The 20,655-nt window shown below is 47.2% G+C and carries 20 protein-coding genes and 1 pseudogene; all 21 read left to right on the forward strand.

Features of this window, described 5'->3' with window-relative positions:
- Nucleotides 1-336 precede the first annotated feature (336 nt).
- The 21 genes and pseudogenes from SGI97_04590 to SGI97_04690 all read left to right on the forward strand — a co-directional run bounded on the left by SGI97_04590 (nucleotide 337) and on the right by SGI97_04690 (nucleotide 20,651).
- Nucleotides 337-1,416 (forward strand): sugar phosphate nucleotidyltransferase, encoded by a 1,080-nt coding sequence (locus tag SGI97_04590; protein MDZ4723167.1) that lies wholly within the window; start codon nucleotides 337-339, stop codon nucleotides 1,414-1,416.
- On the forward strand, nucleotides 1,391-2,008 hold the full coding sequence (locus SGI97_04595; GenBank protein MDZ4723168.1) for an SPOR domain-containing protein: 618 nt from the start codon (nucleotides 1,391-1,393) through the stop codon (nucleotides 2,006-2,008). Before SGI97_04590 ends, SGI97_04595 begins: the two co-directional genes overlap by 26 nt.
- Entirely contained in the window at nucleotides 1,995-2,642 is a 648-nt protein-coding gene (locus tag SGI97_04600; protein ID MDZ4723169.1) for an L-threonylcarbamoyladenylate synthase, read from the forward strand. The genes SGI97_04595 and SGI97_04600 overlap by 14 nt, the downstream gene beginning before the upstream one ends.
- Complete coding sequence (locus SGI97_04605; protein MDZ4723170.1) at nucleotides 2,635-3,129, forward strand: low molecular weight protein arginine phosphatase; 495 nt, start codon at nucleotides 2,635-2,637, stop codon at nucleotides 3,127-3,129. The genes SGI97_04600 and SGI97_04605 overlap by 8 nt, the downstream gene beginning before the upstream one ends.
- Nucleotides 3,119-3,958: a DUF3108 domain-containing protein gene (locus SGI97_04610; GenBank protein MDZ4723171.1), complete on the forward strand. Its 840-nt coding sequence runs from the start codon at nucleotides 3,119-3,121 to the stop codon at nucleotides 3,956-3,958. The genes SGI97_04605 and SGI97_04610 overlap by 11 nt, the downstream gene beginning before the upstream one ends.
- 5 nt (nucleotides 3,959-3,963) lie before the next feature.
- Nucleotides 3,964-4,926 carry a hypothetical protein gene (locus tag SGI97_04615; GenBank protein MDZ4723172.1) on the forward strand — a complete coding sequence of 321 codons (963 nt, stop codon included), beginning with the start codon at nucleotides 3,964-3,966 and terminating at the stop codon, nucleotides 4,924-4,926.
- A 38-nt stretch (nucleotides 4,927-4,964) separates the two neighbouring features.
- Nucleotides 4,965-6,497 (forward strand): glutamate formimidoyltransferase, encoded by a 1,533-nt coding sequence (ftcD, locus tag SGI97_04620; protein ID MDZ4723173.1) that lies wholly within the window; start codon nucleotides 4,965-4,967, stop codon nucleotides 6,495-6,497.
- On the forward strand, nucleotides 6,494-7,342 hold the full coding sequence (locus SGI97_04625; protein ID MDZ4723174.1) for a PHP domain-containing protein: 849 nt from the start codon (nucleotides 6,494-6,496) through the stop codon (nucleotides 7,340-7,342). The genes ftcD and SGI97_04625 overlap by 4 nt, the downstream gene beginning before the upstream one ends.
- Nucleotides 7,339-9,354: a hypothetical protein gene (locus SGI97_04630; GenBank protein MDZ4723175.1), complete on the forward strand. Its 2,016-nt coding sequence runs from the start codon at nucleotides 7,339-7,341 to the stop codon at nucleotides 9,352-9,354. Before SGI97_04625 ends, SGI97_04630 begins: the two co-directional genes overlap by 4 nt.
- Nucleotides 9,351-9,905: a hypothetical protein gene (locus tag SGI97_04635; protein ID MDZ4723176.1), complete on the forward strand. Its 555-nt coding sequence runs from the start codon at nucleotides 9,351-9,353 to the stop codon at nucleotides 9,903-9,905. The genes SGI97_04630 and SGI97_04635 overlap by 4 nt, the downstream gene beginning before the upstream one ends.
- Entirely contained in the window at nucleotides 9,902-11,905 is a 2,004-nt protein-coding gene (locus SGI97_04640) for a hypothetical protein (protein MDZ4723177.1), read from the forward strand. The genes SGI97_04635 and SGI97_04640 overlap by 4 nt, the downstream gene beginning before the upstream one ends.
- A 159-nt stretch (nucleotides 11,906-12,064) precedes the next feature.
- Nucleotides 12,065-12,598 carry a Panacea domain-containing protein gene (locus tag SGI97_04645; protein MDZ4723178.1) on the forward strand — a complete coding sequence of 178 codons (534 nt, stop codon included), beginning with the start codon at nucleotides 12,065-12,067 and terminating at the stop codon, nucleotides 12,596-12,598.
- A gap of 1,458 nt (nucleotides 12,599-14,056) precedes the next feature.
- Nucleotides 14,057-14,860 carry a hypothetical protein gene (locus SGI97_04650; protein ID MDZ4723179.1) on the forward strand — a complete coding sequence of 268 codons (804 nt, stop codon included), beginning with the start codon at nucleotides 14,057-14,059 and terminating at the stop codon, nucleotides 14,858-14,860.
- 632 nt (nucleotides 14,861-15,492) lie between these two features.
- Nucleotides 15,493-15,681, forward strand: coding sequence for a type II toxin-antitoxin system ParD family antitoxin (locus SGI97_04655; protein ID MDZ4723180.1), 189 nt, complete (start codon nucleotides 15,493-15,495; stop codon nucleotides 15,679-15,681).
- Nucleotides 15,626-15,985 (forward strand): type II toxin-antitoxin system RelE/ParE family toxin, encoded by a 360-nt coding sequence (locus SGI97_04660; protein MDZ4723181.1) that lies wholly within the window; start codon nucleotides 15,626-15,628, stop codon nucleotides 15,983-15,985. Before SGI97_04655 ends, SGI97_04660 begins: the two co-directional genes overlap by 56 nt.
- A 120-nt stretch (nucleotides 15,986-16,105) precedes the next feature.
- Nucleotides 16,106-17,473, forward strand: a complete 1,368-nt coding sequence (locus tag SGI97_04665; GenBank protein MDZ4723182.1) for an MFS transporter — start codon at nucleotides 16,106-16,108, stop codon at nucleotides 17,471-17,473.
- Nucleotides 17,463-18,512 carry a histidinol-phosphatase gene (locus SGI97_04670; GenBank protein ID MDZ4723183.1) on the forward strand — a complete coding sequence of 350 codons (1,050 nt, stop codon included), beginning with the start codon at nucleotides 17,463-17,465 and terminating at the stop codon, nucleotides 18,510-18,512. Before SGI97_04665 ends, SGI97_04670 begins: the two co-directional genes overlap by 11 nt.
- A 20-nt stretch (nucleotides 18,513-18,532) precedes the next feature.
- Nucleotides 18,533-18,940, forward strand: coding sequence for a hypothetical protein (locus SGI97_04675; GenBank protein MDZ4723184.1), 408 nt, complete (start codon nucleotides 18,533-18,535; stop codon nucleotides 18,938-18,940).
- A gap of 268 nt (nucleotides 18,941-19,208) precedes the next feature.
- Entirely contained in the window at nucleotides 19,209-19,565 is a 357-nt protein-coding gene (locus SGI97_04680; GenBank protein ID MDZ4723185.1) for an NADH-quinone oxidoreductase subunit A, read from the forward strand.
- Nucleotides 19,556-20,020: pseudogene (locus tag SGI97_04685) on the forward strand (NADH-quinone oxidoreductase subunit B family protein). Before SGI97_04680 ends, SGI97_04685 begins: the two are co-directional and overlap by 10 nt.
- Nucleotides 20,021-20,135: 115 nt before the next feature.
- Complete coding sequence (locus tag SGI97_04690; GenBank protein MDZ4723186.1) at nucleotides 20,136-20,651, forward strand: NADH-quinone oxidoreductase subunit C; 516 nt, start codon at nucleotides 20,136-20,138, stop codon at nucleotides 20,649-20,651.
- The last annotated feature ends 4 nt before the right edge of the window (nucleotides 20,652-20,655 follow it).

Raw genomic sequence — 20,655 nt, forward strand, 5'->3', positions numbered from 1 at the left:
AAAAAAGTAATCAACGTGCTAATTATTTAATAAACTATTAAATCTATACAGTTTTGTAAAGATTTAATTTAGCTTTTTTAACATTAATGGCTGTGATTCAGTTCCATGCAGTTGCTCCTAAATCAAAGATATGGCAAGAATTGACCGTTGATATTCACCAAACACGCCGAAAACTACTGATTGTCAATGAGTTAAGCGGACAATATGGAGTTGAGAGTCTTTCCTTGACTCAGACCATTAAACAGGATTACTTTCAGTATCGAAGCAAGAGAACATGAAGGTGCGATCCTTCTTTAAGTGGCTTTGAGCATCAAAAGTTAGACGAGGTTAAAATCAGTGGTCTACGGTGTCATAATGGCAGGCGGAAAAGGGGAACGTTTTTGGCCTCTTTCGAGGGCTGAGCGTCCTAAACAATTTCTTGCCCTTACATCAGACAAAACAATGCTTGTCGAGACTATCGAACGAGTTCGTCCACTCATCCCGGAAGACAATATCCGAATAGTCACCGGCCAATCGATGACCCGGCTGATTCTTGACAACAATTCGAATCTTTCGAATAAACATATTTTAACCGAGCCAATCGGACGCAACACTTGTCTTGCGATCGGCTTGGCCGCTATTCATCTGATTCAAACCGACCCAAAAGCTGTTATGGTAGTGCTCTCAGCTGACCATTTGATCCGACCCGCAGAAAAGCTACTTGATATTCTTACTGATAGCGCAGCGCTGGCTCAGGCTGAAGACAAACTCATTACGATCGGAATTGTCCCGACACGACCCGAGACGGGTTACGGCTATATCAGGCTTGGCGAGCTCTATAAGAATCAGGGCGATTCGGTTATCTATCAGGTTGCGGCTTTTGTAGAAAAACCCAAAGCCCCTCTGGCTCAGGAATACTATTTCAGCAGAAAGTACCTATGGAATAGCGGAATGTTCATCTGGTCAGCCAACTCGATCCTGAACGCAATCAACCAGTGCCAACCGGAGATAGGAAACCTTCTTTCAACATACGCCAAACATGTCGGAACTCCGAATGAAGAGCAGGCGCGAACTGAGCTATATGACAAGACGATGTCCATATCTATTGATTATGCAGTTTTGGAAAAGGCTAATAATGTGGTAGTTATGAAGGCCGATATTATCTGGGATGATATCGGCTCATGGACTGCTCTTGAGCGCTACAAAGATCAGGATTCAGACAACAATGTCTTGATCGGCGAGACAGCAACTGTCGAAACGTATGAGACAACGGTATATAATGACGAAGAAGGAATAGTGGCCACTCTTGGTGTTTCCGATTTGGTCGTCGTACGATCGGCAAACATAACCTTGGTGGCTCACAAAACCAAAATTGGCCAAATCAAAGAGCTTCTGGCTAAGCTGAACGCCGATGAAAAAACACGATCTTATTTATAAAGCGCGGCGTTCATTTGCCTTGTCTGCTTTGTGCTTTGCGCTCTGCGCTGCAACGCCACTTACGCTTTCTGCCGATGAAAATGCTTCCAGAAAAGACAAGCGCGGGTATGACCCATTGGAGCTTCCTCAAGACAAACGAATCGTCCCCGTGAAGCAGAAAATATCAAAGACAGATACTCCTCTATCTACTTTTATAGCAAAGCCTTCGACGCTTTCTACTGATACCGCTGTTAAACCGGATGTCTCCACAAAGGGAGATAGTTTAAAAAGCCAAGTCTTTCGCGTACAGTTGCTGACGAGCGAATTGTTCAGCGAAGCCCGAAAGGCGGCCCTCGTTGCCGAAGAAATATTTGACCAGCCTGTTTATACTGATTACGAGGTCCCCAATTTCAAAGTCCGTGTTGGAAACTTTGAATCCCGTGCCCAAGCCGAGTCATATCAACAAAAAGCAAAAGGGGCAGGTTACGCGAATGCCTGGGTTGTCCCAGTAACTACCGGAGTTAAACAAGCGGCTCGTCTCTATCAAGATTCTATGAAACTCTACGATTCGCTTTCAGTTCGAGATTCGTCGGGAACGAATGATGGCCGCTGACATTATAGAGGTGATAGGGAATAAAATTACGCCGGAGGTCATAAAGCAAATCTGCATGATATTGCAAAATCACGGCCTTGTTGTTGCGCCTACAGAAACACGTTACGGTCTTCTTATTCGAGCTGACCGAAAAGAGACATTGAAGAAACTGTTTGAATTAAAGAAACGCCCCATGACTTCTCCTACAGCCATTTTTGTTAAAAATAAAGCAGATCTTTTTGAATACGGCGAGCAGTCGGATTCGGCTTCTATTTTGGCGGAAAAATTCCTGCCGGGGCCACTGACTATGATTCTCAAAGCCAAGGCCCCAATTGAACCTGAAATCCTGAAAGATGGAAAGATCGGACTTCGATTGTCTTCGTCTCCGATTATTCAGTCAATTATGGATGGTGTTAATTTTCCGGTGAGCGCGACATCGGCCAATAGAACCGGAAGCCCCGACCATAGCACAATCGTTGAAATTCGAGCCGAACTTGGAGACGAAGTCGATCTCTACCTTGATGGCGGCGCACTGACTGGTAAAACATCAACCGTGGTCGATTGCAGTGTCAACCCTCCGGTTGTTTTGCGCGAAGGAGCCATTGCATCATCGTTGATTTATTCCCATCTTAAATTGGGAAAGTATCATGGCTAAAAAGTATACGATTATGTTCGTCTGTACCGGTAACACCTGCCGCTCCCCTATGGCTGCAGGAGCGCTTCAGGTGCTGCTTAACAAAAAACGTCAGGGAAAATTCAGTGTTATCTCTTCCGGCATTTCTGCATCCTATAAATCTCCAGCTACGCGTTTCGCGAGCGAAGTGGTCAAAATGTGGGATGCTGATATTTCCGACCATGAGTCGCAATTGCTAACAGCAGACCTGATCGAGAGATCCGATCTTATTTTAGCAATGGCGCCTGAGCATTACAAGGAAATTTTGCGTCTCGATCCGGAAGCTGTCGATAAGGTTTTTCTCTTCAAAAATTTCCCTGATCAAAGTCCTGTCGGCGACGGTGTCGATGACCCTGTAGGGCAATCCCTCGACCGCTATAATGAAACCTTTCTTGAAATAGGCGAATATCTCGGCAAAAACTTGGATGAGATTATTCGGCGAATTGATGGAGCCGTGCATGCGGTTTAAATTCAGCCTAAAAAAATCCATATCGTGGGTTCTTTTAGTTATTGCAATCAGCCCAGTCGTCTATCTTTTCTCAAGTCAGCTTGGTATTGCCGATCCGTCATCTGAAAGTGCGCCTTCAACTGGTGGGATGACTCTCGATACAAGATTTGTGGAAAATGTCGCCTTCGGTGTAGGCGAAAAGTTTACTTTCGATGTCAACTATGGGTTCATAAACGCCGGGACGGCGACGATGGAAGTAGCTTCGCTTGTCGAATTTGAAGAGCGTCCGTCGTATCAAATTGTCACCCGCGCAAATTCAAATGATTTCTTCTCCGGCATGTTCAAAGTAGATGATCGCGTTGAGTCGATAATGGATGCCGCAGGTTTGTTCAGTTGGCGGTTCGAAAAACGATTGCGCGAAGGCGGCTATTCCAATGACCGCGTATATGTCTTTGACCAACGCAATTTTACTGTCGATTATGAGGATAGCCTTTACACGCTTGAACCGTTCAGTCAGGACGCGCTGACATCGCTTTATTATGTTCGTACCCAGCCGCTTCAGGTTGGTAAATCGGTCTTCATGGACAGTTTCGTCGACGGAAAAATCCTTAAATTGGAAGTAAAAGTTGTCAAAAAAGAAAAGATAACAGTCGACGCCGGGACATTTAACTGTTTTGTCGTCGAGCCGCTGACTGCCGCGGTGGGAGTGTTTAAGAATGAAGGTAAAATCACAATCTGGCTAACTGATGATTACTTGCGTATGCCAGTATTGATGAAATCGAAAGTTCTCATCGGCTCCATTTCAGCCGAACTGACCAAATATTCCCTCGGCGAAATCAGCGAGTTTTAACTTCAATGATTCGCTCACACCGACGAATTGTACCCGCCGATCTGAGCCGAGTCAATCGTTATTCAGTCAAAAAACGAGAGAACAAAACCGAAGTGAAGGCTTTCGCCCGACCGATGAAAGCCTCGGCTTCCGCCATTACTCTCCTCGAATCCCTTCCTCGATTCCTTAAAGCCGCAGATTTACGCGAGTTCATGAATTTGGTGCTTGCCGCACGAAAGCAGGACAAACCGTTCCATCTTCTTTTAGGCGCCCATACCATAAAAGTCGGCCTATCACCGTTGCTTATTGATCTTATGGAAGAGGAACTTGTCACCGGATTTTCTTTCAACGGAGCTGGGTTGATACATGACCTTGAACTGGCCTTTTTTGGCGGGACATCTGAAGACGTTCAATCGGGCCTGAGCGATGGCAGTTTTGGTATGGTCAGAGAAACAGGCGAACTCTATGCGGCAGTTGTGGAATTGGCTTTCGACCACAAAATAGGTCTTGGCGAGGCCTGCGGTCAGTATATTAATCAGAAGAAGGCTCCGCATCGCAAGCAATCCATATTTTCAGCCGCCGAGCGATTAGGCCTGCCAGCGACGGTCCATGTCGGAATCGGTACAGATATTGTCTCTCAGCACCCGGATTTCGATGCCGCGAAGGTGGGCGAGGCTTCACACCTTGATTTTCGTATCCTCGCCGCAATTTGTGCTGATATTGACAAAGGAGGCGTCGCCGCTAATATTGGGTCTGCTGTAATTCTGCCTGAGGTCTTTCTAAAAGCGTTAACGGTGGCAAGAAATCTAAACGGGGGCAAAAGTCGTCTGACGACCGCTAACTTTGATATGCTGGAGCACTACCGACCGCACATGAATATTGTCACCCGACCCACTTTCAATGCCGGCAAGGGATTCACATTTGTCGGTCATCATGAACTTTTCATCCCATTATTGGCCTGGAGCCTCAAAAGCCTGGCTCGAAAATAATTTCTCCCTTTTCAGTACCCAAGGCATATCTTCCGCTTATGGCAAAACTAATTGAATGCGTTCCTAATTTTTCTGAAGGACGAAGACCCGAAGTTGTGCAGGCCATTTGCGATGCCATAACCTCAATATCCGGCGTATCCCTGCTTGATAAAGAAATGGATCGAGACCATAACCGTTCGGTTGTCACTTTCGTTTGCCATCCAACCCAGCTGGTCGAAGCCGCATTCAGAGGCTACCAAAAGGCCTCAGAACTCATCGATATGAAAACCCATACTGGCGAACATCCTCGGATGGGCGCCTGCGACGTCTGCCCATTTATTCCGCTGACAGACGTATCAATCGAGGAAGCTGTTGAACTTGCGAATACGCTGGCTAATCGCGTAGCAACCGAGCTTGCGATACCGGTCTATCTTTACGAAGACGCCGCGACTTCAACCAAGCGAAAAAATCTTGCCAATATTCGGGTCGGAGAATACGAAGGGATTCGTGACAGCATCGCGACCGATCCTGAGCGCAAGCCGGATTATGGGCCAGCTCATATGAATCTGAAGTCCGGAGCTACGGCGATCGGTGTTCGATTGCCGCTTGTTGCTTTCAACGTCTATCTTGGCTGCAATGATATAACGGTCGCATCCAAAATAGCCGATGCTGTGCGAAGTCTGACCGGCGGTTTTCGTTTTGTCAAAGCGCTTGGCTTTGAAATTCAAGAGCGGAACCAAGTTCAGATTTCAATGAATCTTGTCAATTATTCCAAAACCCCTATTTTCAGGGTTTTCGAGACAATAAAGAGCGAGGCCGCGCGATACGGCGTTGCGGTCACCTCATCCGAAATTATTGGTCTGGTCCCTCAGGATGCGATTATTGATGTTGCCGATTTCTATCTCCGTCTCGAGAAATTTTCACGGAACCAAATCCTCGAAGTGAAGCTGAGCGAGGTCGGCCACAAAACCGAGGCCGCTGTCGAAACTTTCTACGATGAAGTTGCTTCGGCATCCCCGGCTCCGGGCGGAGGTTCGGTTGCGGCTTCGGCTGGAGCGCTTTCTGCGGCCCTTACCGCAATGGTATGCCGACTGACCGTAGGAAAGAAAAACTACGCAACTGTCAAAGATGAATTGAGCGAAATCCGCGACAAAGCCGACAATCTTCGCGCCGAGCTTACTCGCCTAATCGACACTGACAAAGAAGCCTTTAATGCCGTTATGGCCGCCTTCAAACTATCCAAAGCAAGCGACGAACAGTCCACCCACCGGGATAAGATGATCCAGGAAACTACCGCCGAGGCCGCTCGTGTGCCGCTGACAGTTATGAAGACAACACTTGAAGTTCTCCGACTTGCATTGGTGGTCGCTCAAAAAGGAAATGAAAATTCAATTTCGGATGCGGGTGTAGCCGGACTGATGGGAAGGGCGGCAATTACTGGAGCGGGGTACAATGTCCGTATTAATCTTGCCTCGCTTAAAGACAAAAATCTGGTCGCTTCGCTTCGCAAGGAATGGAAAACCGCGCAAGACTACGGCGAACAACTTGCTTCCCAAATCCAATCAGTAGTGGAAAGTAAGTTAAGTAGATGACCAAATATGTCGATTTGCATATGCACACCAGTTGTTCCGATGGATTGTACTCCGCACAAAAATTGCTCGACATAGTAAGAACAAAAAATCTTGATGCCTTTGCTGTGACCGACCATGACACAATTGAAGGGTATCGACAAATGAGTCCGCTGTTAACTGGAAGTGACCCGGAATTGGTGCCGGGCGTCGAACTGTCAGTAAATGTGGATGGTGATGATATGCATATGCTGGCCTACCTCTTTGACCCTGAACACCCGAGGCTTACTGATGCTCTGGAAGAATTCAAAGAAAAGCGAAGTACGCGGGGTTTCAATATGGTGAAAAAACTTCAGAAGCTGGGCTTACAGATTACTTTCGAGGACGTATTGCGTATTGCCGACGGAGCTGTTATCGGCAGACCGCATATTGCTGAAACGCTCCTGCAGATGAGACAAGTCTCAACGATGGAAGAAGCCTTCAGGAAATATATCGGCTTCGACGGTCCAGGCTATGAAGCCAAAGCGTCGTGGATACCGCGCAAGGCGATTGACTTGGTTCACGAAGCCGGGGGTGTCGCTGTCATGGCCCATGCTGGAATTGCTGAAATGCACCGTCATATCCCGCACCTTGCGCCGCTTGGCCTTGATGGAATTGAAGTTTTTCATTATGCTCATTCGACAGTGATGATTACGCAACTGCTGGGACTTGCTGAAACATATAGTATGATTATCACGGGAGGGTCGGACTTTCATGGTCGTTCGGGACGAGAGGTACCAATTGGAGCCCTTAAAGTGCCGATAGACTGTCTTGAAAACCTTAAGCGGCGGGTGGAAAGTTTCGCCGGTGATCATGGGAGTGCCCATTGAAGCGATTTATTCTTCTCGTGTTGATACTTGCATATCTTCCTGTTCAGGCCAACGATCAAGATCTGTCGATAGAGCGCCAGCGTGAGATTATCGAAGACTATCTGTTTGTCAAAGGAGGGCGGTCACTACCCTCTAAATCCGCGGCTGAGTTTATCGAAGAACACGAATATAATGGTCTGCCTATTAAGTGCGGCATGACTGCCGCTGCCGACTTCAGCCTTAACAGAAGCAAACTGGACAAACAACTTCTGCTTTCTCTTGGAGGCGATGCGCTGCAGTCACGCCCGATATTGGATACGAGTTATGTTTCCCCGAGCGGTCTCTTTCTGATTCATTATACGAAGACCGGGACCGATGCGGTCTTTCAGGCGAATGTGGACTCAGACGGTGATGGTCATCCTAACTACGTAGAGATGGTAGGGGTCATTGCCGATTCAGTGTATAACTCAATTGTCAATGTTATGGGATATCCTGCTCCTCCTGCAGATTCATTTTATCTTTCGGGAGGAGATGAGAAGTATGACATTTATCTCACCGATCTTGGCACCGGAATTTTTGGCTTGGCATATATTGATTCCACCTACATTGGCAATCCGATAACCCTGAGCGCGACTTCGTTTATCGAACTCGAAAATGATTTCCAGCAGATTGATAGATACAAAGATCGCCCGCTCGATGCCGTGCGGGTCACCCTCGCCCATGAATATTTCCATGCCATACAGTTCGGCATTGATCACACCGAGGCCGATGTTGTGAACCAGCAGGTCAAACGATATTGGATGGAGATGTCGGCGGTCTGGATGGAAGAACAATTATACGACCACATAAATGACTACTATTCATACCTGCCGTATTTCTTCGAAGATCCGCAGAGCTCCCTTCAACGATTTATCGGGTTCGCGGATTTTCATCCTTATGGCGCGGCTATCTTCCCCTTGTACTTGTCAGAAAAGTTCGACCCGGCTCTTATTCGGGAAATTTGGCTGCGCTGCGGCACACTCGGCTTCGGCGGACAAGTATTCACTGCTATCAATCAGATATTGGCCAACCCGATGTATGGCAGTTCACTGTCAGGGGCCTTCAATGAATTCTGGCTGTGGAACTACTTTACCGGGCAATATACTGAGACTGCCCCAAATGGAATTGGTTACGAAGAAGCCGTCGCCTATCCTATTATTCCACTCACCGAAATGGCACGGCACACCAGTTATCCCTTCAATGTTGTTTTTGGCAATCCCTATCAGCCGCATCATAATGCGTCAACGTTTATCCGGCTGGAAGAACTTCAATCCCGCACATATGACAGATTCCGCTGTGACAGCACAGACAGTGGCGTATGCGTGGACTCATCAGAAATTCAGATACTCGGTTTTGTGCTCAGCTCCCTTCCTCAACCTTGGGTGCTTTCAGTCGTATATCAACTCGAAGCATTGCCTGATTCACATTTTGTAGAGACGTCCCCCGTGCCTGGATTATCTGGTGTCCTCGAATTTCTGAATCCCGATCTTTACCGCTCAATTAGCCTAATATTTACAACCGGAACAACAAACGCCTCGCTTTATTCGCAAGCTACCGAGCTTGGTATTTCCTATACAACAGGCGGCACCGATTCCAGCGAAGTTAACCCGGCGCTCATTAGTAGACCAGCCGCCGTGCTGACCCCGTATCCGAACCCTGCCGTTGTCTCAAAAATGGGTGGGGAGAATCTCAAATTCCGCTTTGCTGTTCCCACAGACTCAATAACAATTCCAGTTTTCAGCAGCCCCTTGCTATTGGTTGATCTCTTTACAGTTTCAGGCGAGTTTGTTCAGGCGCTTGAGGGAACATTTGCTGGCGAAGATCGTCTTGGGCTCTACCGCGCAGGATTATTTGAATCCGAATGGAATATGAAAAACCAGTCGGGATCGCCGGTCTCGTCGGGTGTCTATTTTGCCTACGCCCGGCTGTACAGTTCTCCGGACAAAAAGACTCTTTTGGCCGAAGACAAAGTCAAGGTGGCGATTATCCGATGACTTCCGCATCCGAGCGCGAATTGTCCCTCGGAAAAATTCATAGCTTGACGCGTATTGCTCTTTTTTCCGCGCTTGTCTATGTCCTCGCCTATGCGACTGCCTATGCGATAAATGTTAAACTGACCTTCTTCATTGTCTTCACCGCCGGATTTGTCTGGGGAGTTTTCTCAGGAATGCTTGTTGGCGTCATCGGAACCGGACTTTGGTCATTTTTAAATCCCTATGGCCCGGTGAACCTGCCTGTTATGCTGGCGCAGATGGGAGGCATGGCGTTAAGCGGAGCAATCGGCGCCCTGTACCGCCAGACATCATTCTGGAAAATGTCCGCCGCGACAAAGATTCTCTCACTTGTAATTACCGCTCTGATCTCAACCCTTGCCTTTTACATCCCGGTAAACATTGTCGATGCCGCAATCAACCAGCCGTTCTGGCCGTGGTTCTATACTGGCATGCTCTGGTCAGGCCCGTCGCTTCTTTCAAACGCGCTTATATTTCCCCTCCTCTTTGGAGCGACACTTCATCTCTATAAACGGGAGACGTCTCGATCATGAAGAGAATTGCCGCGCTTGTTCTGCTCGGTGCGCTAATGTTCTGCAATGCCACCAAGGCTGATTCTGTCGATTCCTCCCGCTCTCCGCTTCCTCCAGTTTATGATACAATCGATGTCGCCGACACCCTCGATGTGAAGGATAGTTTGGGAACCGAACGCGACCGGCTCAAAGATTTTGAAGCCCGCATTCGCGTTCGGCAACAACTTGAAAAAGAACGTGAGCCTCGTCCAAAACCTTTTTTTTACTTCGACTCGCTTTCGGCATATCTGTTATCTCCGCGGCTGGATAACGGCTCCGCGGTGCGTAGGTTTTTCACCCGCGATGCCGGTGATTACTTTCGCACTCACCCCGGGTTTTTCTCTCTTGCCCATCAGACCACACCGATGAGGACAACCGTGCAGCCGTTCGGACTTCAGGGCGACCGCATGAACTATCTTATGGCTGGTCAACAGTACCGCCCCTTCGAACATATTATAGAACCGGACGGTTTGGTTGACCTCAATGATCTGCCGACCACGCTTGATGAGAGTATCTATGTCCTGCCGGCCGGAGCAGGGGCTGTTTTTGGCGGCGACGGGAACGGTGTGGCGACCCTTTTGACTATACCGATAAAACGTGACACAGCATCCCCGCACACGGCATTCATTGTCGACAAGGGCTTTTATAGCTACTCGAATGTACGAGGCAGATACGCCAACAATTTTTCAAACGGACGAAAACTGACAGCATCGCTCGGCTATAAAACTGCCGATGGTCTTGTTGTTAATCGTCAGCATGACTCATACACCTACACCGCCGATCTCTATCAGCCTCTGACTGGCCGGTACGCGCTGAAAGTGGCGGGATCGCTCAATGATGCCGAGGGACCGCTTCCGTTGTATCCTGATATTGGCGGTTCGTCAATTCAGCGCAAGCGGTTTGATCGTTCCTTGCGCGTTGCCTTTCTCGCCCACACCAATAATTTTACTGCAACAAATTCATTCGGTTACAGTCATTTACGCCAAGGCTCCAATATTGATGGCCCGTACAAGGGGCGTTTTAATATCACAGGGCATTCTCTCGAGACTGGCCGCGAATGGCTCAAGGGGAATAAGGCTTTCTCCTCGGACGTCGAACTGCACTCAAATCAATATGATGACGGCTTTGAGCGTTTCGACCGGTATCATGGTGAACTTTCATTTGGTTTTGTGACTCTTACAAAACCTTCGAATTACGCTGTGCGCTTCTCGGCGCGTGCGGTTGAAGGTGTCGGACTGCTTCCGTCGGTATCGGCAGTATGGCAGAAAGAATCCGAGAATCTATTTTTCATGTTCTCTGCGCTTTACCAGGAACGGGAACCGACTCTGCATGAACTTCATCTTCGTCATCAGCGATCGCTGGTCTATCCGTCGTCGTTCGGGATCTATTCCGATATCGGCAATCCGAATTTGGAGCAGGAGCGCCAGCTTGTCGGCTCAGCCGATGTCGGATGGGGGAATGTCGCGCGATCGCTGTGCCTGTCGGTTGCCGGCGGAAAGATATTTGACGGAATCGATTGGCGATACCGCAACAGCATTGACGAGACAACATTCTTTCCAATGAACGGGAATGTGACATTTCTAAATGTAACCGCGCGCGGGAAGTTGCAGTGGAAGGATGTCGTCACCGCCTCAGCTGGCGCGAGTCATTACACCGTGGATTACGATGCCTTTGCTGATAGGGCATACACACCCGATTTTCATTTTTTCTCAAACCTTGAACTTCATTGGTTCTGGAAAGCAAAACTGATTCATCTCTATGGGTACGGCGAGTTTATTTTCCTGGGGCCATACGAAGGATACCAAGGTCGATTCCTCGGCGAGATTCCGCTCCTGAATGTCTCTCTCTCATTCCAATTGAATACCTTTCGCTTTCATTATGTCATTCAGAATCTGCTTTCGAATAGCTATGAGCCGAGGGAATATTTTGAGGATGTGGGGCGATTCAATTCGTATGGTTTTATCTGGAATTTCTTCGATTGAAGGAAATTTTACTTCGATAACAAATATTGGGCGGTGTCCTAATTTGAAAATAGGGGCAATCTGATTGCAAGATGAAGTACGGGTTTAAATTCTTGACATTTTTAAGCCGATCCATTATATTAAAATACACATAACACAGCGGTTTGGTGAGGGTAGTCGGTGCGATTTCAGAAGAGAAAATTTAAGGAGCTGGTTCTTTATATTTCAGCCAAGTGTCAGGAACATGAGTTCTTTGGCAAGGTCAAGCTGAATAAATTACTGTTCTTTTCTGATTTTACAGCCTTTAGACGTAGAGGGCTGTCAATTACGGGAGCCAATTACCAGAAATTGAAAATGGGGCCATCCCCTCGTCTTATGCCGTCTATCCTTGACGAAATGATTGCCAATGCTGAATTGGCTATCATACGGAAGAAATGCTATGATCGTATCCAGCACCGGCCAACTCCGCTTAGAGAGTCGAATCTTGAATTTTTTGAGGCATGGGAAATTGATATTGTAAATGATATGATCGTGAAGTACAAAGACCAAACTGCCGACGAAATTAGTAATCGGTCACATAAGTTTATAGGTTACGAATTGGCGAGCCTTAAAGAGGACATTCCGTACAGCACCGTTTATTGCCGAGAACAAGAGCCGTCGGATATTACTCCTGAGATTATCAAAATAGCAGTCGCACTAGAGCGACAGGCTTAATCGACTTAGTTCTCCCCCAACTTTTTATGAAGAACTCTACAGATTTCAACCTTTCTGTCATTGATGCGAAAGAGAACCGACACGGAAAAGCCTGAACGCATAGGCCGCGCTTTGTAGCAACGGACATTTGTCCCCTCTACCGTATCGCAAATGTCCGCATTCCGCTCCAAATGGTATCTTATGCCAAAGATGACCTCGTCAATCTCAGAACAATCACTGATTTTGTCTCGGTGGCACTTTAATTCTTTGTAGGCTTCATTCGTCATGTCGACTCGTCTAAATCGTAGAGCACTCTGATCCATCATTTACCCTCTGGCTTTGATCTGGCTCCATGGCTATCACAAGCATCGACCAAATCGTTTATAGTCCACACGCTCTTAGTAACCCCAGCCTCCATTGCGGGCGTAACTCTCAAAGACCTGTGAATCCTGACAAAATTGTAGTAACCGAAGTGTAATGCAATAGAAGCCTCAAGATTTTCCAACTTTTTGGAGAAAGCGTCGGTTAGCCTCGTTAAGCGTCGAATACTCATCCTCATTAAAAGATTGCTCCTCTCAACATAGCTTGTCGAGATATGTCCTTCTTCTGGACGGCCAACCCTCACTGACCTTTTAATTGATGAAACTCGCGGCGGACTATACCTACCCGGCCCGACTGGTTCTGCTTCGTATGACTTTACAATCTGACCGTAATCGACGTTAGCACCGAACACACGATCAATCGCCTCTATATATGAGGGCATAGCATCAGATGATATTTGGACTCTGTTAGCCAAACGACCGGATAACTCACTAAGGAATTGTGTCGTAGTTTCAAGATTGCGTTTGCCAACCCTATAAGCAGGGACAAGACGAGTGTCAGCGTCTATTGCAACGAATGTCCAGAAATCACCAGTTCTGTTTTGATCGTCAGCCTCGGTTAGTCTGCGTTGATGCCGACCTACATACCCCCAAATCTCATCAAGCTGAACCCGACGGCATTGGAGATCATGGAATTCACTTGCCATGATATTCTTGCAACCATTACCAACCTTGACCATGAGTCTTAGAATTGTATCTCGGTGGACATTGGTAATCCGTTCAGTTGATCGAACTGAAGCACCCTCGACAAGACACCTGATAACAACTTCTTGCTTGTCTCGCTTCAAGTTATTCATTGACAAACTCCTGCCGATAAGGTATAATGAAGTGGAGTGCCGGGGGCTCGAACCCCGTGGCGTCAGATGTCAAGCCCGACCCAGAAACCATTTCGCACCCCAAATCCGGCCCTCGAACTTACCCTTCGGGGGCTTCTGTTTTCGATCTCCTCAACAATATATGTAATAGCATCGAGTAGTACAATACTTATTTGAAAGTATTTCATATTTTTTTATCGTGAGCTTAACGCCAAAAACATCTTGACAATCTTTTCGCCTCCCATACATTGTCATTAGAAACTCAAACCTTTGGAGGCCTGATTATGGCTGAACAGTCTGGCGGTACGGCTCCTGATTTAAGGGGTAAAAAACAGCGGAGCCCAAACTTCCCCGTGATGGGTCTAAAAGAGGCTGTCGAAAAAATCAATGCCATCTATGCAAAAGACGGTAATGCGGGTAGTACCCGCGAGGCCGTCCTAAAGCACTTAGGGTATAAGGGAGAACATGGGGCCTCATTGACCGCAATTTCCGCCTTAAGAAAATTTGGATTGACAAGTGAGGAAAATGGGCGTATTGTCCTTACAAGAGACGCACTTTATATCGTCTTGAAGGGTGGTAGCGAGGCTGAGAAGTTAGCCGCTCTTAAGAGATGCGCCTTAAAGCCGGAAATCTACAAAGAGTTGTGGCGAGAGTTCGCCGAAAGGGGTGGACTTCCCGGCGATGATACTCTGCGAACCTTGTTGGTGATGGAACGGGGATTCAACCCAAAGGCGGTTGAGGGGTTTATTAGGGATTTTAGGCAGACGCTGGATTATGCAGGTATCAAGGCAGGTATCAAGTTTGAGGCACCCGAGACGAGACAAGCCGATCAATTTGAAGGGAATCTCATGGACTTAAACCAAATGCCCGGAGTCAGGGTCACGCCACAGCCCGCAACAATGGTCATGGGTACGGCAGGACCTCAGGCCATAATCACCCGCGACTATCCGATCCCATTAAAGGGTGGAAGAACCGCCATTTTGCGCGTGCCATACCCATACAAACAGCTGGACATTGACAAGATCAAGAAATGGCTGGATGACATTCTAAGTGATACCATCGAAGATGCTGAGGATATAGACAAATAGACGACCTCAAGAAAGCTGTCGAGTCACTTCACAACTGCCAAGCGACCTTACTTGAAACGACTTGGGTTGTCGAGTCTTTTCAGGACAAAATTGTTTGGGAGGGCGAAGTCACTGTCTTTGCTATTAAGGGACATCCTATGGCCTCTCTTTGCTATGCGTGGTCGTCACCAATTGAGGGATCGTCGAAAATGAAATATTATGCTGTACTGCACTCTCCGCCTGTTGAGTCTCCGGCGGATGCGGTCAGAGCTTCGATCAGAAGTGAATTTAACGATCAAAAAGGAGAACGCTCATGAACAATTATCCCCCCCTCAATTCTGACTCATGTTGGGTTTGTCGGCGAACAAAGTCTGATTTGGCACAAGACGAAATAATGTTGGAAACTGGGCAAGTTCAATACGAGGTCAAATCAGCCGATCAAATTCGCAACATCTCAGTTTGTGCTGTATGTCTTCAGCTTTTGAAGATACACGGCATCATGAAATTGTCGTAATCACGTTTCAAATTAGGACACCGCCAAATATTGACAGTTTTTGTTATTTTGCGTATTGCGTATAATGGTATATGAATGTTTCATTGACTCCAGAGCACGAAAAATTTATCCAGAAAAAAGTAAAGTCTGGAAAGTATCCTTGGCTAGTGAAGTTGTCCGCGAAGCTTTCAGACTTCTTCAGGAGCAGGAGCAACTGCGGGATTTACGGCTAAACCAGTTAAGCAAAGAAATTCAGGCTGGAATCAAAGAGGCCGATTCGGGTAGCCTTATTGATGGTTCTTCATTTGTTCAAGAGCTTAAGCAGAAGATTAGCAAGCGTAAGCCATAAGCGGTGGGAACCTACCAGCTCACGCCGTTGGCCCAGACTGACCTCGAAATCTCTAATCGATTACATTGCGCTTGACAGTCCTAGTGGCGCTGAGAATGTACTTGTCGATTTTATTCTGGCCTTCGAACTGTTATCACGTCACCCGAATATCGGTCATCTTCGCTCAGATTTAACATCCAAGCCGTTTCGTTTCTGGCCAGTGCACACCTATCTTGTGATTTATTTGTCTGATACTGAATCGTTGAGGATTATTCGTATCCTGAGCGGCTTTCGTGAGGCGGGTCGTTTGCTCACCGAATCATAGCGCAGAGCGCGTGTTGCTCATTATTTTCAGACTTCTTGACTTGCCCCGCCTCGAACGGTTAATTGACCCCATGATAATCATCTCAACCAAATTTGGTCTATGAGCGAGATACCCGCTCGTATGCCGTCAGTAATTGTTACAAACCTGAGTAAAGCAGAGCCAACGAAGCTCGTCTGGAACAAGGAAGTCATCAGTTGGTCGTTCTATGATTTTGCCAACACGATCTACTCGATGAACATAATTTCGCTCTATCTCAAACGATACATTATCGAAGACCTGTCCTACCCCGACTTTTACTTTGATTTACCATTCTCGTTTGCGATGCTTCTTACTGCCATTGTCGCACCGGCTTTGGGGGCAATTTCTGACCACCAAACAAAGAAGAAGTATTTCCTTCTGTTTTTTACGCTGACCTGTTGCATCGCCGTTGCCGGGATGGGCTTCGCCGGGCAGATGAGCATCATTGCGCTACTGACACTCTCTGTCATTTCCAATTTTGCCTATGAAGCTGGTCAGCCGTTTTATAATGCTTTGCTGTATTCCGTATCAGCAGGAAAGAATGCTCGTTACATTTCGGGCGTTGGTGTGGCCTTCGGCTATGTCGGCTCAGTTGTCGGGATGCTTTTAGTCCTGCCGTTTGTGACTGGCGGAATATTTTCACTTGATATACCATTTATTGACGGAAGCGGCAAAGTCGGCGCGTTTGTTCCAACAGCAGTTTTGTTCTTTCTTTTTTCTCTGCCCCTCTTTCTTGTGGTAAAAGAAAAGCCAGTCGCACAGACATCCAAGGTTTCAATCCGCAAGGCGTACAGCGAAGTCTGGTCTGGACTTGCTGAGACCAAAAAGTATCCCGGTGTACTTCGCTTTCTCGTCGCCAATTTCTTTTTCCAGGATGCGGTAAATACCGTCATTCTCAATATCGGCCTCTACTGCGCAATTGTGCTTCGTTTTTCGGACAATCTCATTAGTCTTTTTCTTATTGTCTCAACTATAACTGCTGTGGTAGGCTCGTTTATCATAGGCAAACTGTCAATCTTTATGTCACTAAAAAAACTTGTGACATGGATTGTATTTGGCTGGATAGTAGCTCTCTCTGGTTTTGTGTTTGTTGACTATGAGCCGCTTGTCTGGGCAATGGGCTCGCTTGTCGGAATCCTTTTGGGTGGACTATGGACGACAACTCGCCCGATGCTTGCCGAACTCGTGCCAAAAGAAGAACTCGGGCGATTCTTTGGACTTTTTGCCGTTACGGGGAGAGCCTCAGCGATTTTCGGACCGCTTATTTGGACTGGAACTGTTTTGCTCTTTGCCCCTGGCGGGTCATCAGCGCAGTTTGTTCAGGATACTTTCAATATTAGCCTTGAATCGATGACAAAACTCCCTTACCAAATTGCGCTTTTGACTTTGGCCATAATCATGATAATTGGCCTCATTATTTTTCGGCGAGTACCGGACACCCGTTATCGCAAGGATACTCATGCCGCATAAAATAGGAGAGTGGTATCAGTATTCGGGTGCGATTCATATGCACACGACCGAGAGCGATGGCACAAAATCTCTCGAACAAATAGCCGAAATCGGCCAGGAAGCGGGGCTTGATTTCATGATGGTGTCGGACCATATGACCCTTTCGAACCGCGATGCCAGCAAAGAGGGATTTTATGGCAAGACACTGGTTGTAATTGGATATGAGCATAACGATACGAGCGACAAACACCATTACCTCATATTCGGATCGCCCGGTGTGTATTCAGATAAATTGTCACCGAAAGAATATGTTGCCGCCGCGGCACGCGACGGCGCGGTCGGCATAATCGCGCACCCGGATGAAATCAGAAACCGGATGAAACAGTACCCACCATATCCTTGGAATGACTGGTCGGTTTCGGGGTTTACCGGGATCGAATTGTGGAATCAGATGTCTGAATGGATGGAACAACTCACACCGTTCAATAAGTTCCATATGGTTTTTTCACCGAGAAAATCGATGATCGGTCCTACTCAACGCATCTTGAAAAAATGGGATGCCCTCAATATGAAGTCAAAGTGCGCCGGAGTTGCCTCGGTCGATGCCCATGCCTTTCCTGTTCAATTTGGTCCGTTAAGAGTAGAAATTTTCCCATACAAAGTTCATTTCCGCTGTATTAGAACACACATTCTCCTCGATGAACCGCTGTCTTCGCATTTCGAAACAGCAAGCAGCCAGCTTCTGAGTGCCATTCGCGACTGCCGGCTTTTTTGTTCAAATATCAGATGGGGGGATGCGACAGGCTTCGAGTTTCTTGCTGTCAGACCCGGCGAATCTGTAACATGCGGAGGCTGGTTGAGTTCGCCCAATGAGGCTAAACTGCAGGTCCGGCTGCCTTCAAAGGCAAGGATGAATCTGGTTCACAACGGTGAACTAATCCTGACCGTTACGGGGAATCGAATCGATTTTGATGTTTCCCGTCCCGGGATTTACAGGGTCGAGGTTTGGAAGGGGAGACGTGGCTGGATATTTTCAAACCATATCAGAGTGGGAAATTGAGCAATTTGCAGGAAAACACCATGCCGGCCGAAGTCTGCTTGTATTTTAACAAAGATGTTCAGTCCGGCCTTGAGGCCGGGCGCTCACGATGCATTGTTTGTAAATTTGTACTTCTAGCCAACAGATCGAATCTCTTTCTGCTCATCGGGCCAGTGTCAGACTATCCCTACCATGCCCATCTTGTGAATCGTTTCTGCCGAGAAAGAGAAATACCGTCCGGGTGGGTGGCCGGCAATTCACGCGTTGAAATATTTGATACACATCATAAAATTCGCGGCGGGGGATGGATGAAAATCGAGCAAAGTGAAAAGCGCCTTGAAATCTATGGTCATTCGACCGCCTACGGAAGATTTAGCGAGGAGGATCTGGATTCAATTTTGAAGTCCGACGCATTTCTTCGAGAATTTCCAACAATCGTAATCCGCTAATGCTGAGCTTCGTTTCGCAAAGCATACCAATTGAAACTGTCATTTGTTTTATTCTGTCTCTTAGCTTGTGAAACACTTCTCTAATGGCTATAGGGCTTCTTCATATATTGAAAGTGCCTGACCGTTTGTGTAAGACCAACTGAGACAACAAGATTTCTCCCTGATCCTACGACATTTTCAGTATGAAAATGTTATTGACAATGATAGTGGAATGTAGTAATCTAGTCGGAATTGTTCCGCAAATATGACTGGAGAAGTTCAAGAGGCGATGTTTCAAGATTTTTATCCCATAATCCTTCTCATTGTCATCACAACCGGGCTTGCACTATTATTGAGCGGGCTGTCAATTTTTATTGGTAAACGCACTAAACTTGGTCATAAAGGCGAAGCCTACGAGTGCGGCATCCCAGCGAAGGGAACGACAACCGATCCCATTCCGGTTAAATTTTATATGGTCGCTATCTCGTTTATTTTGTTCGATATTGAAGTCATTTTCCTGCTGCCTTGGGCGGTTGTAGCTCGCGATTTAGGAATGTTTGGTTTTCTGGCTATTTCGGTTTTTGTCGTTGTTATCCTTGTCGGGTATTTCTATGAGTTAGGCCGAGGAGCCCTCAAATGGGATTAGAAGAGAGAATACCCGATTCGATAATATTGACCACAGTCGACAAAATGGTCAACTGGGCGCACAAACGCTCCATGTGGCCGCTTGGATTTGGGCTTGCCTGCTGCGCGATCGAAATGATTTCCACTTTCGCCTCGCATTTTGACCTCGCCCGTTATGGGATGGAAGTGATGCGGCCCTCGCCGCGTCAAGCCGATCTGATGATTGTCGCTGGCCGCGTCTCAGTCAAAATGGCTCCGGTAATTCGAACTCTGTACGAACAAATGCCAAACCCCAAGTGGGTAATCTCCATGGGCGCGTGTGCCTCATGCGGCGGTGTATTTAATAACTATGCCATAGTTCAGGGCGTCGACCGCATTATTCCGGTCGATATTTACGTCCCGGGATGCCCTCCCCGGCCGGAACAACTCATGGACGGTATATTGAAACTCCAGGCTAAAATCGACAAGGAGTCAGTCAAAGACAGCCGCGAAGAGTGGGGACGTAAGATCGGCTAATGCACGAGATTTTATCTATATACAGAGAAATGGTTTCGCGGATTTTGTGAAAAAGGGCACAAACTACAGATAGATCATGGAAGACAAACTTAGACGATTCCTCACCGCGGCATTCCCAGACGCTCTTGTCCGGGAAACTAATTTCCGTAACGAGCTTTCGTTTTATATAAAGTCAGAGGCGCTCCCCTCTATCTGCGAAACGCTCATGAATGACCCTGAACTCACAGTCAATTTTCTGGCTGATATTACCTCTGTTGACTGGTTAAACCATCCCCGAGGAATCGAAGGACGCTTTGAGGTCATCTATAATCTTTATTCGCTCAAACACAAATACCGTTTTTTCCTCAAAGTGCATTTGCCTGAAGCGAAGCCCGCGATCGCAAGTCTGACTTCGCTATGGAACGGCGCAAATTGGATGGAGCGCGAAGTTTGGGATATGATGGGTATAGTTTTCATCGGCCATCCTGAGTTGACAAAAATATTGACTACAGATGAACTCGAAGGGCATCCGCTTCGGCGCGATTTTCCGCTCACCTACGAGGTTCCGCACTTCAGCTGGAATAAAAATAATCCGCCCGAGGTGATTAAGTAGTGGA

It is taken from the genome of Candidatus Zixiibacteriota bacterium, from assembly GCA_034439475.1.
Taxonomy (GTDB): domain Bacteria; phylum Zixibacteria; class MSB-5A5; order GN15; family FEB-12; genus JAWXAN01.

Coding starts and splice junctions, on each gene's coding strand:
- SGI97_04660 (MDZ4723181.1), top strand. CDS start 15,626: ATGGTTCTTCATTTGTTCAAGAGCTTAAGCAGAAGATTAGCAAGCGTA.
- SGI97_04600 (MDZ4723169.1), top strand. CDS start 1,995: ATGATGGCCGCTGACATTATAGAGGTGATAGGGAATAAAATTACGCCG.
- SGI97_04670 (MDZ4723183.1), top strand. CDS start 17,463: ATGCCGCATAAAATAGGAGAGTGGTATCAGTATTCGGGTGCGATTCAT.
- SGI97_04615 (MDZ4723172.1), top strand. CDS start 3,964: ATGATTCGCTCACACCGACGAATTGTACCCGCCGATCTGAGCCGAGTC.
- SGI97_04610 (MDZ4723171.1), top strand. CDS start 3,119: ATGCGGTTTAAATTCAGCCTAAAAAAATCCATATCGTGGGTTCTTTTA.
- SGI97_04690 (MDZ4723186.1), top strand. CDS start 20,136: ATGGAAGACAAACTTAGACGATTCCTCACCGCGGCATTCCCAGACGCT.
- SGI97_04625 (MDZ4723174.1), top strand. CDS start 6,494: ATGACCAAATATGTCGATTTGCATATGCACACCAGTTGTTCCGATGGA.
- SGI97_04635 (MDZ4723176.1), top strand. CDS start 9,351: ATGACTTCCGCATCCGAGCGCGAATTGTCCCTCGGAAAAATTCATAGC.
- SGI97_04595 (MDZ4723168.1), top strand. CDS start 1,391: ATGAAAAAACACGATCTTATTTATAAAGCGCGGCGTTCATTTGCCTTG.
- SGI97_04640 (MDZ4723177.1), top strand. CDS start 9,902: ATGAAGAGAATTGCCGCGCTTGTTCTGCTCGGTGCGCTAATGTTCTGC.
- SGI97_04650 (MDZ4723179.1), top strand. CDS start 14,057: ATGGCTGAACAGTCTGGCGGTACGGCTCCTGATTTAAGGGGTAAAAAA.
- SGI97_04680 (MDZ4723185.1), top strand. CDS start 19,209: ATGTTTCAAGATTTTTATCCCATAATCCTTCTCATTGTCATCACAACC.
- SGI97_04675 (MDZ4723184.1), top strand. CDS start 18,533: ATGCCGGCCGAAGTCTGCTTGTATTTTAACAAAGATGTTCAGTCCGGC.
- SGI97_04605 (MDZ4723170.1), top strand. CDS start 2,635: ATGGCTAAAAAGTATACGATTATGTTCGTCTGTACCGGTAACACCTGC.
- ftcD (MDZ4723173.1), top strand. CDS start 4,965: ATGGCAAAACTAATTGAATGCGTTCCTAATTTTTCTGAAGGACGAAGA.
- SGI97_04665 (MDZ4723182.1), top strand. CDS start 16,106: ATGCCGTCAGTAATTGTTACAAACCTGAGTAAAGCAGAGCCAACGAAG.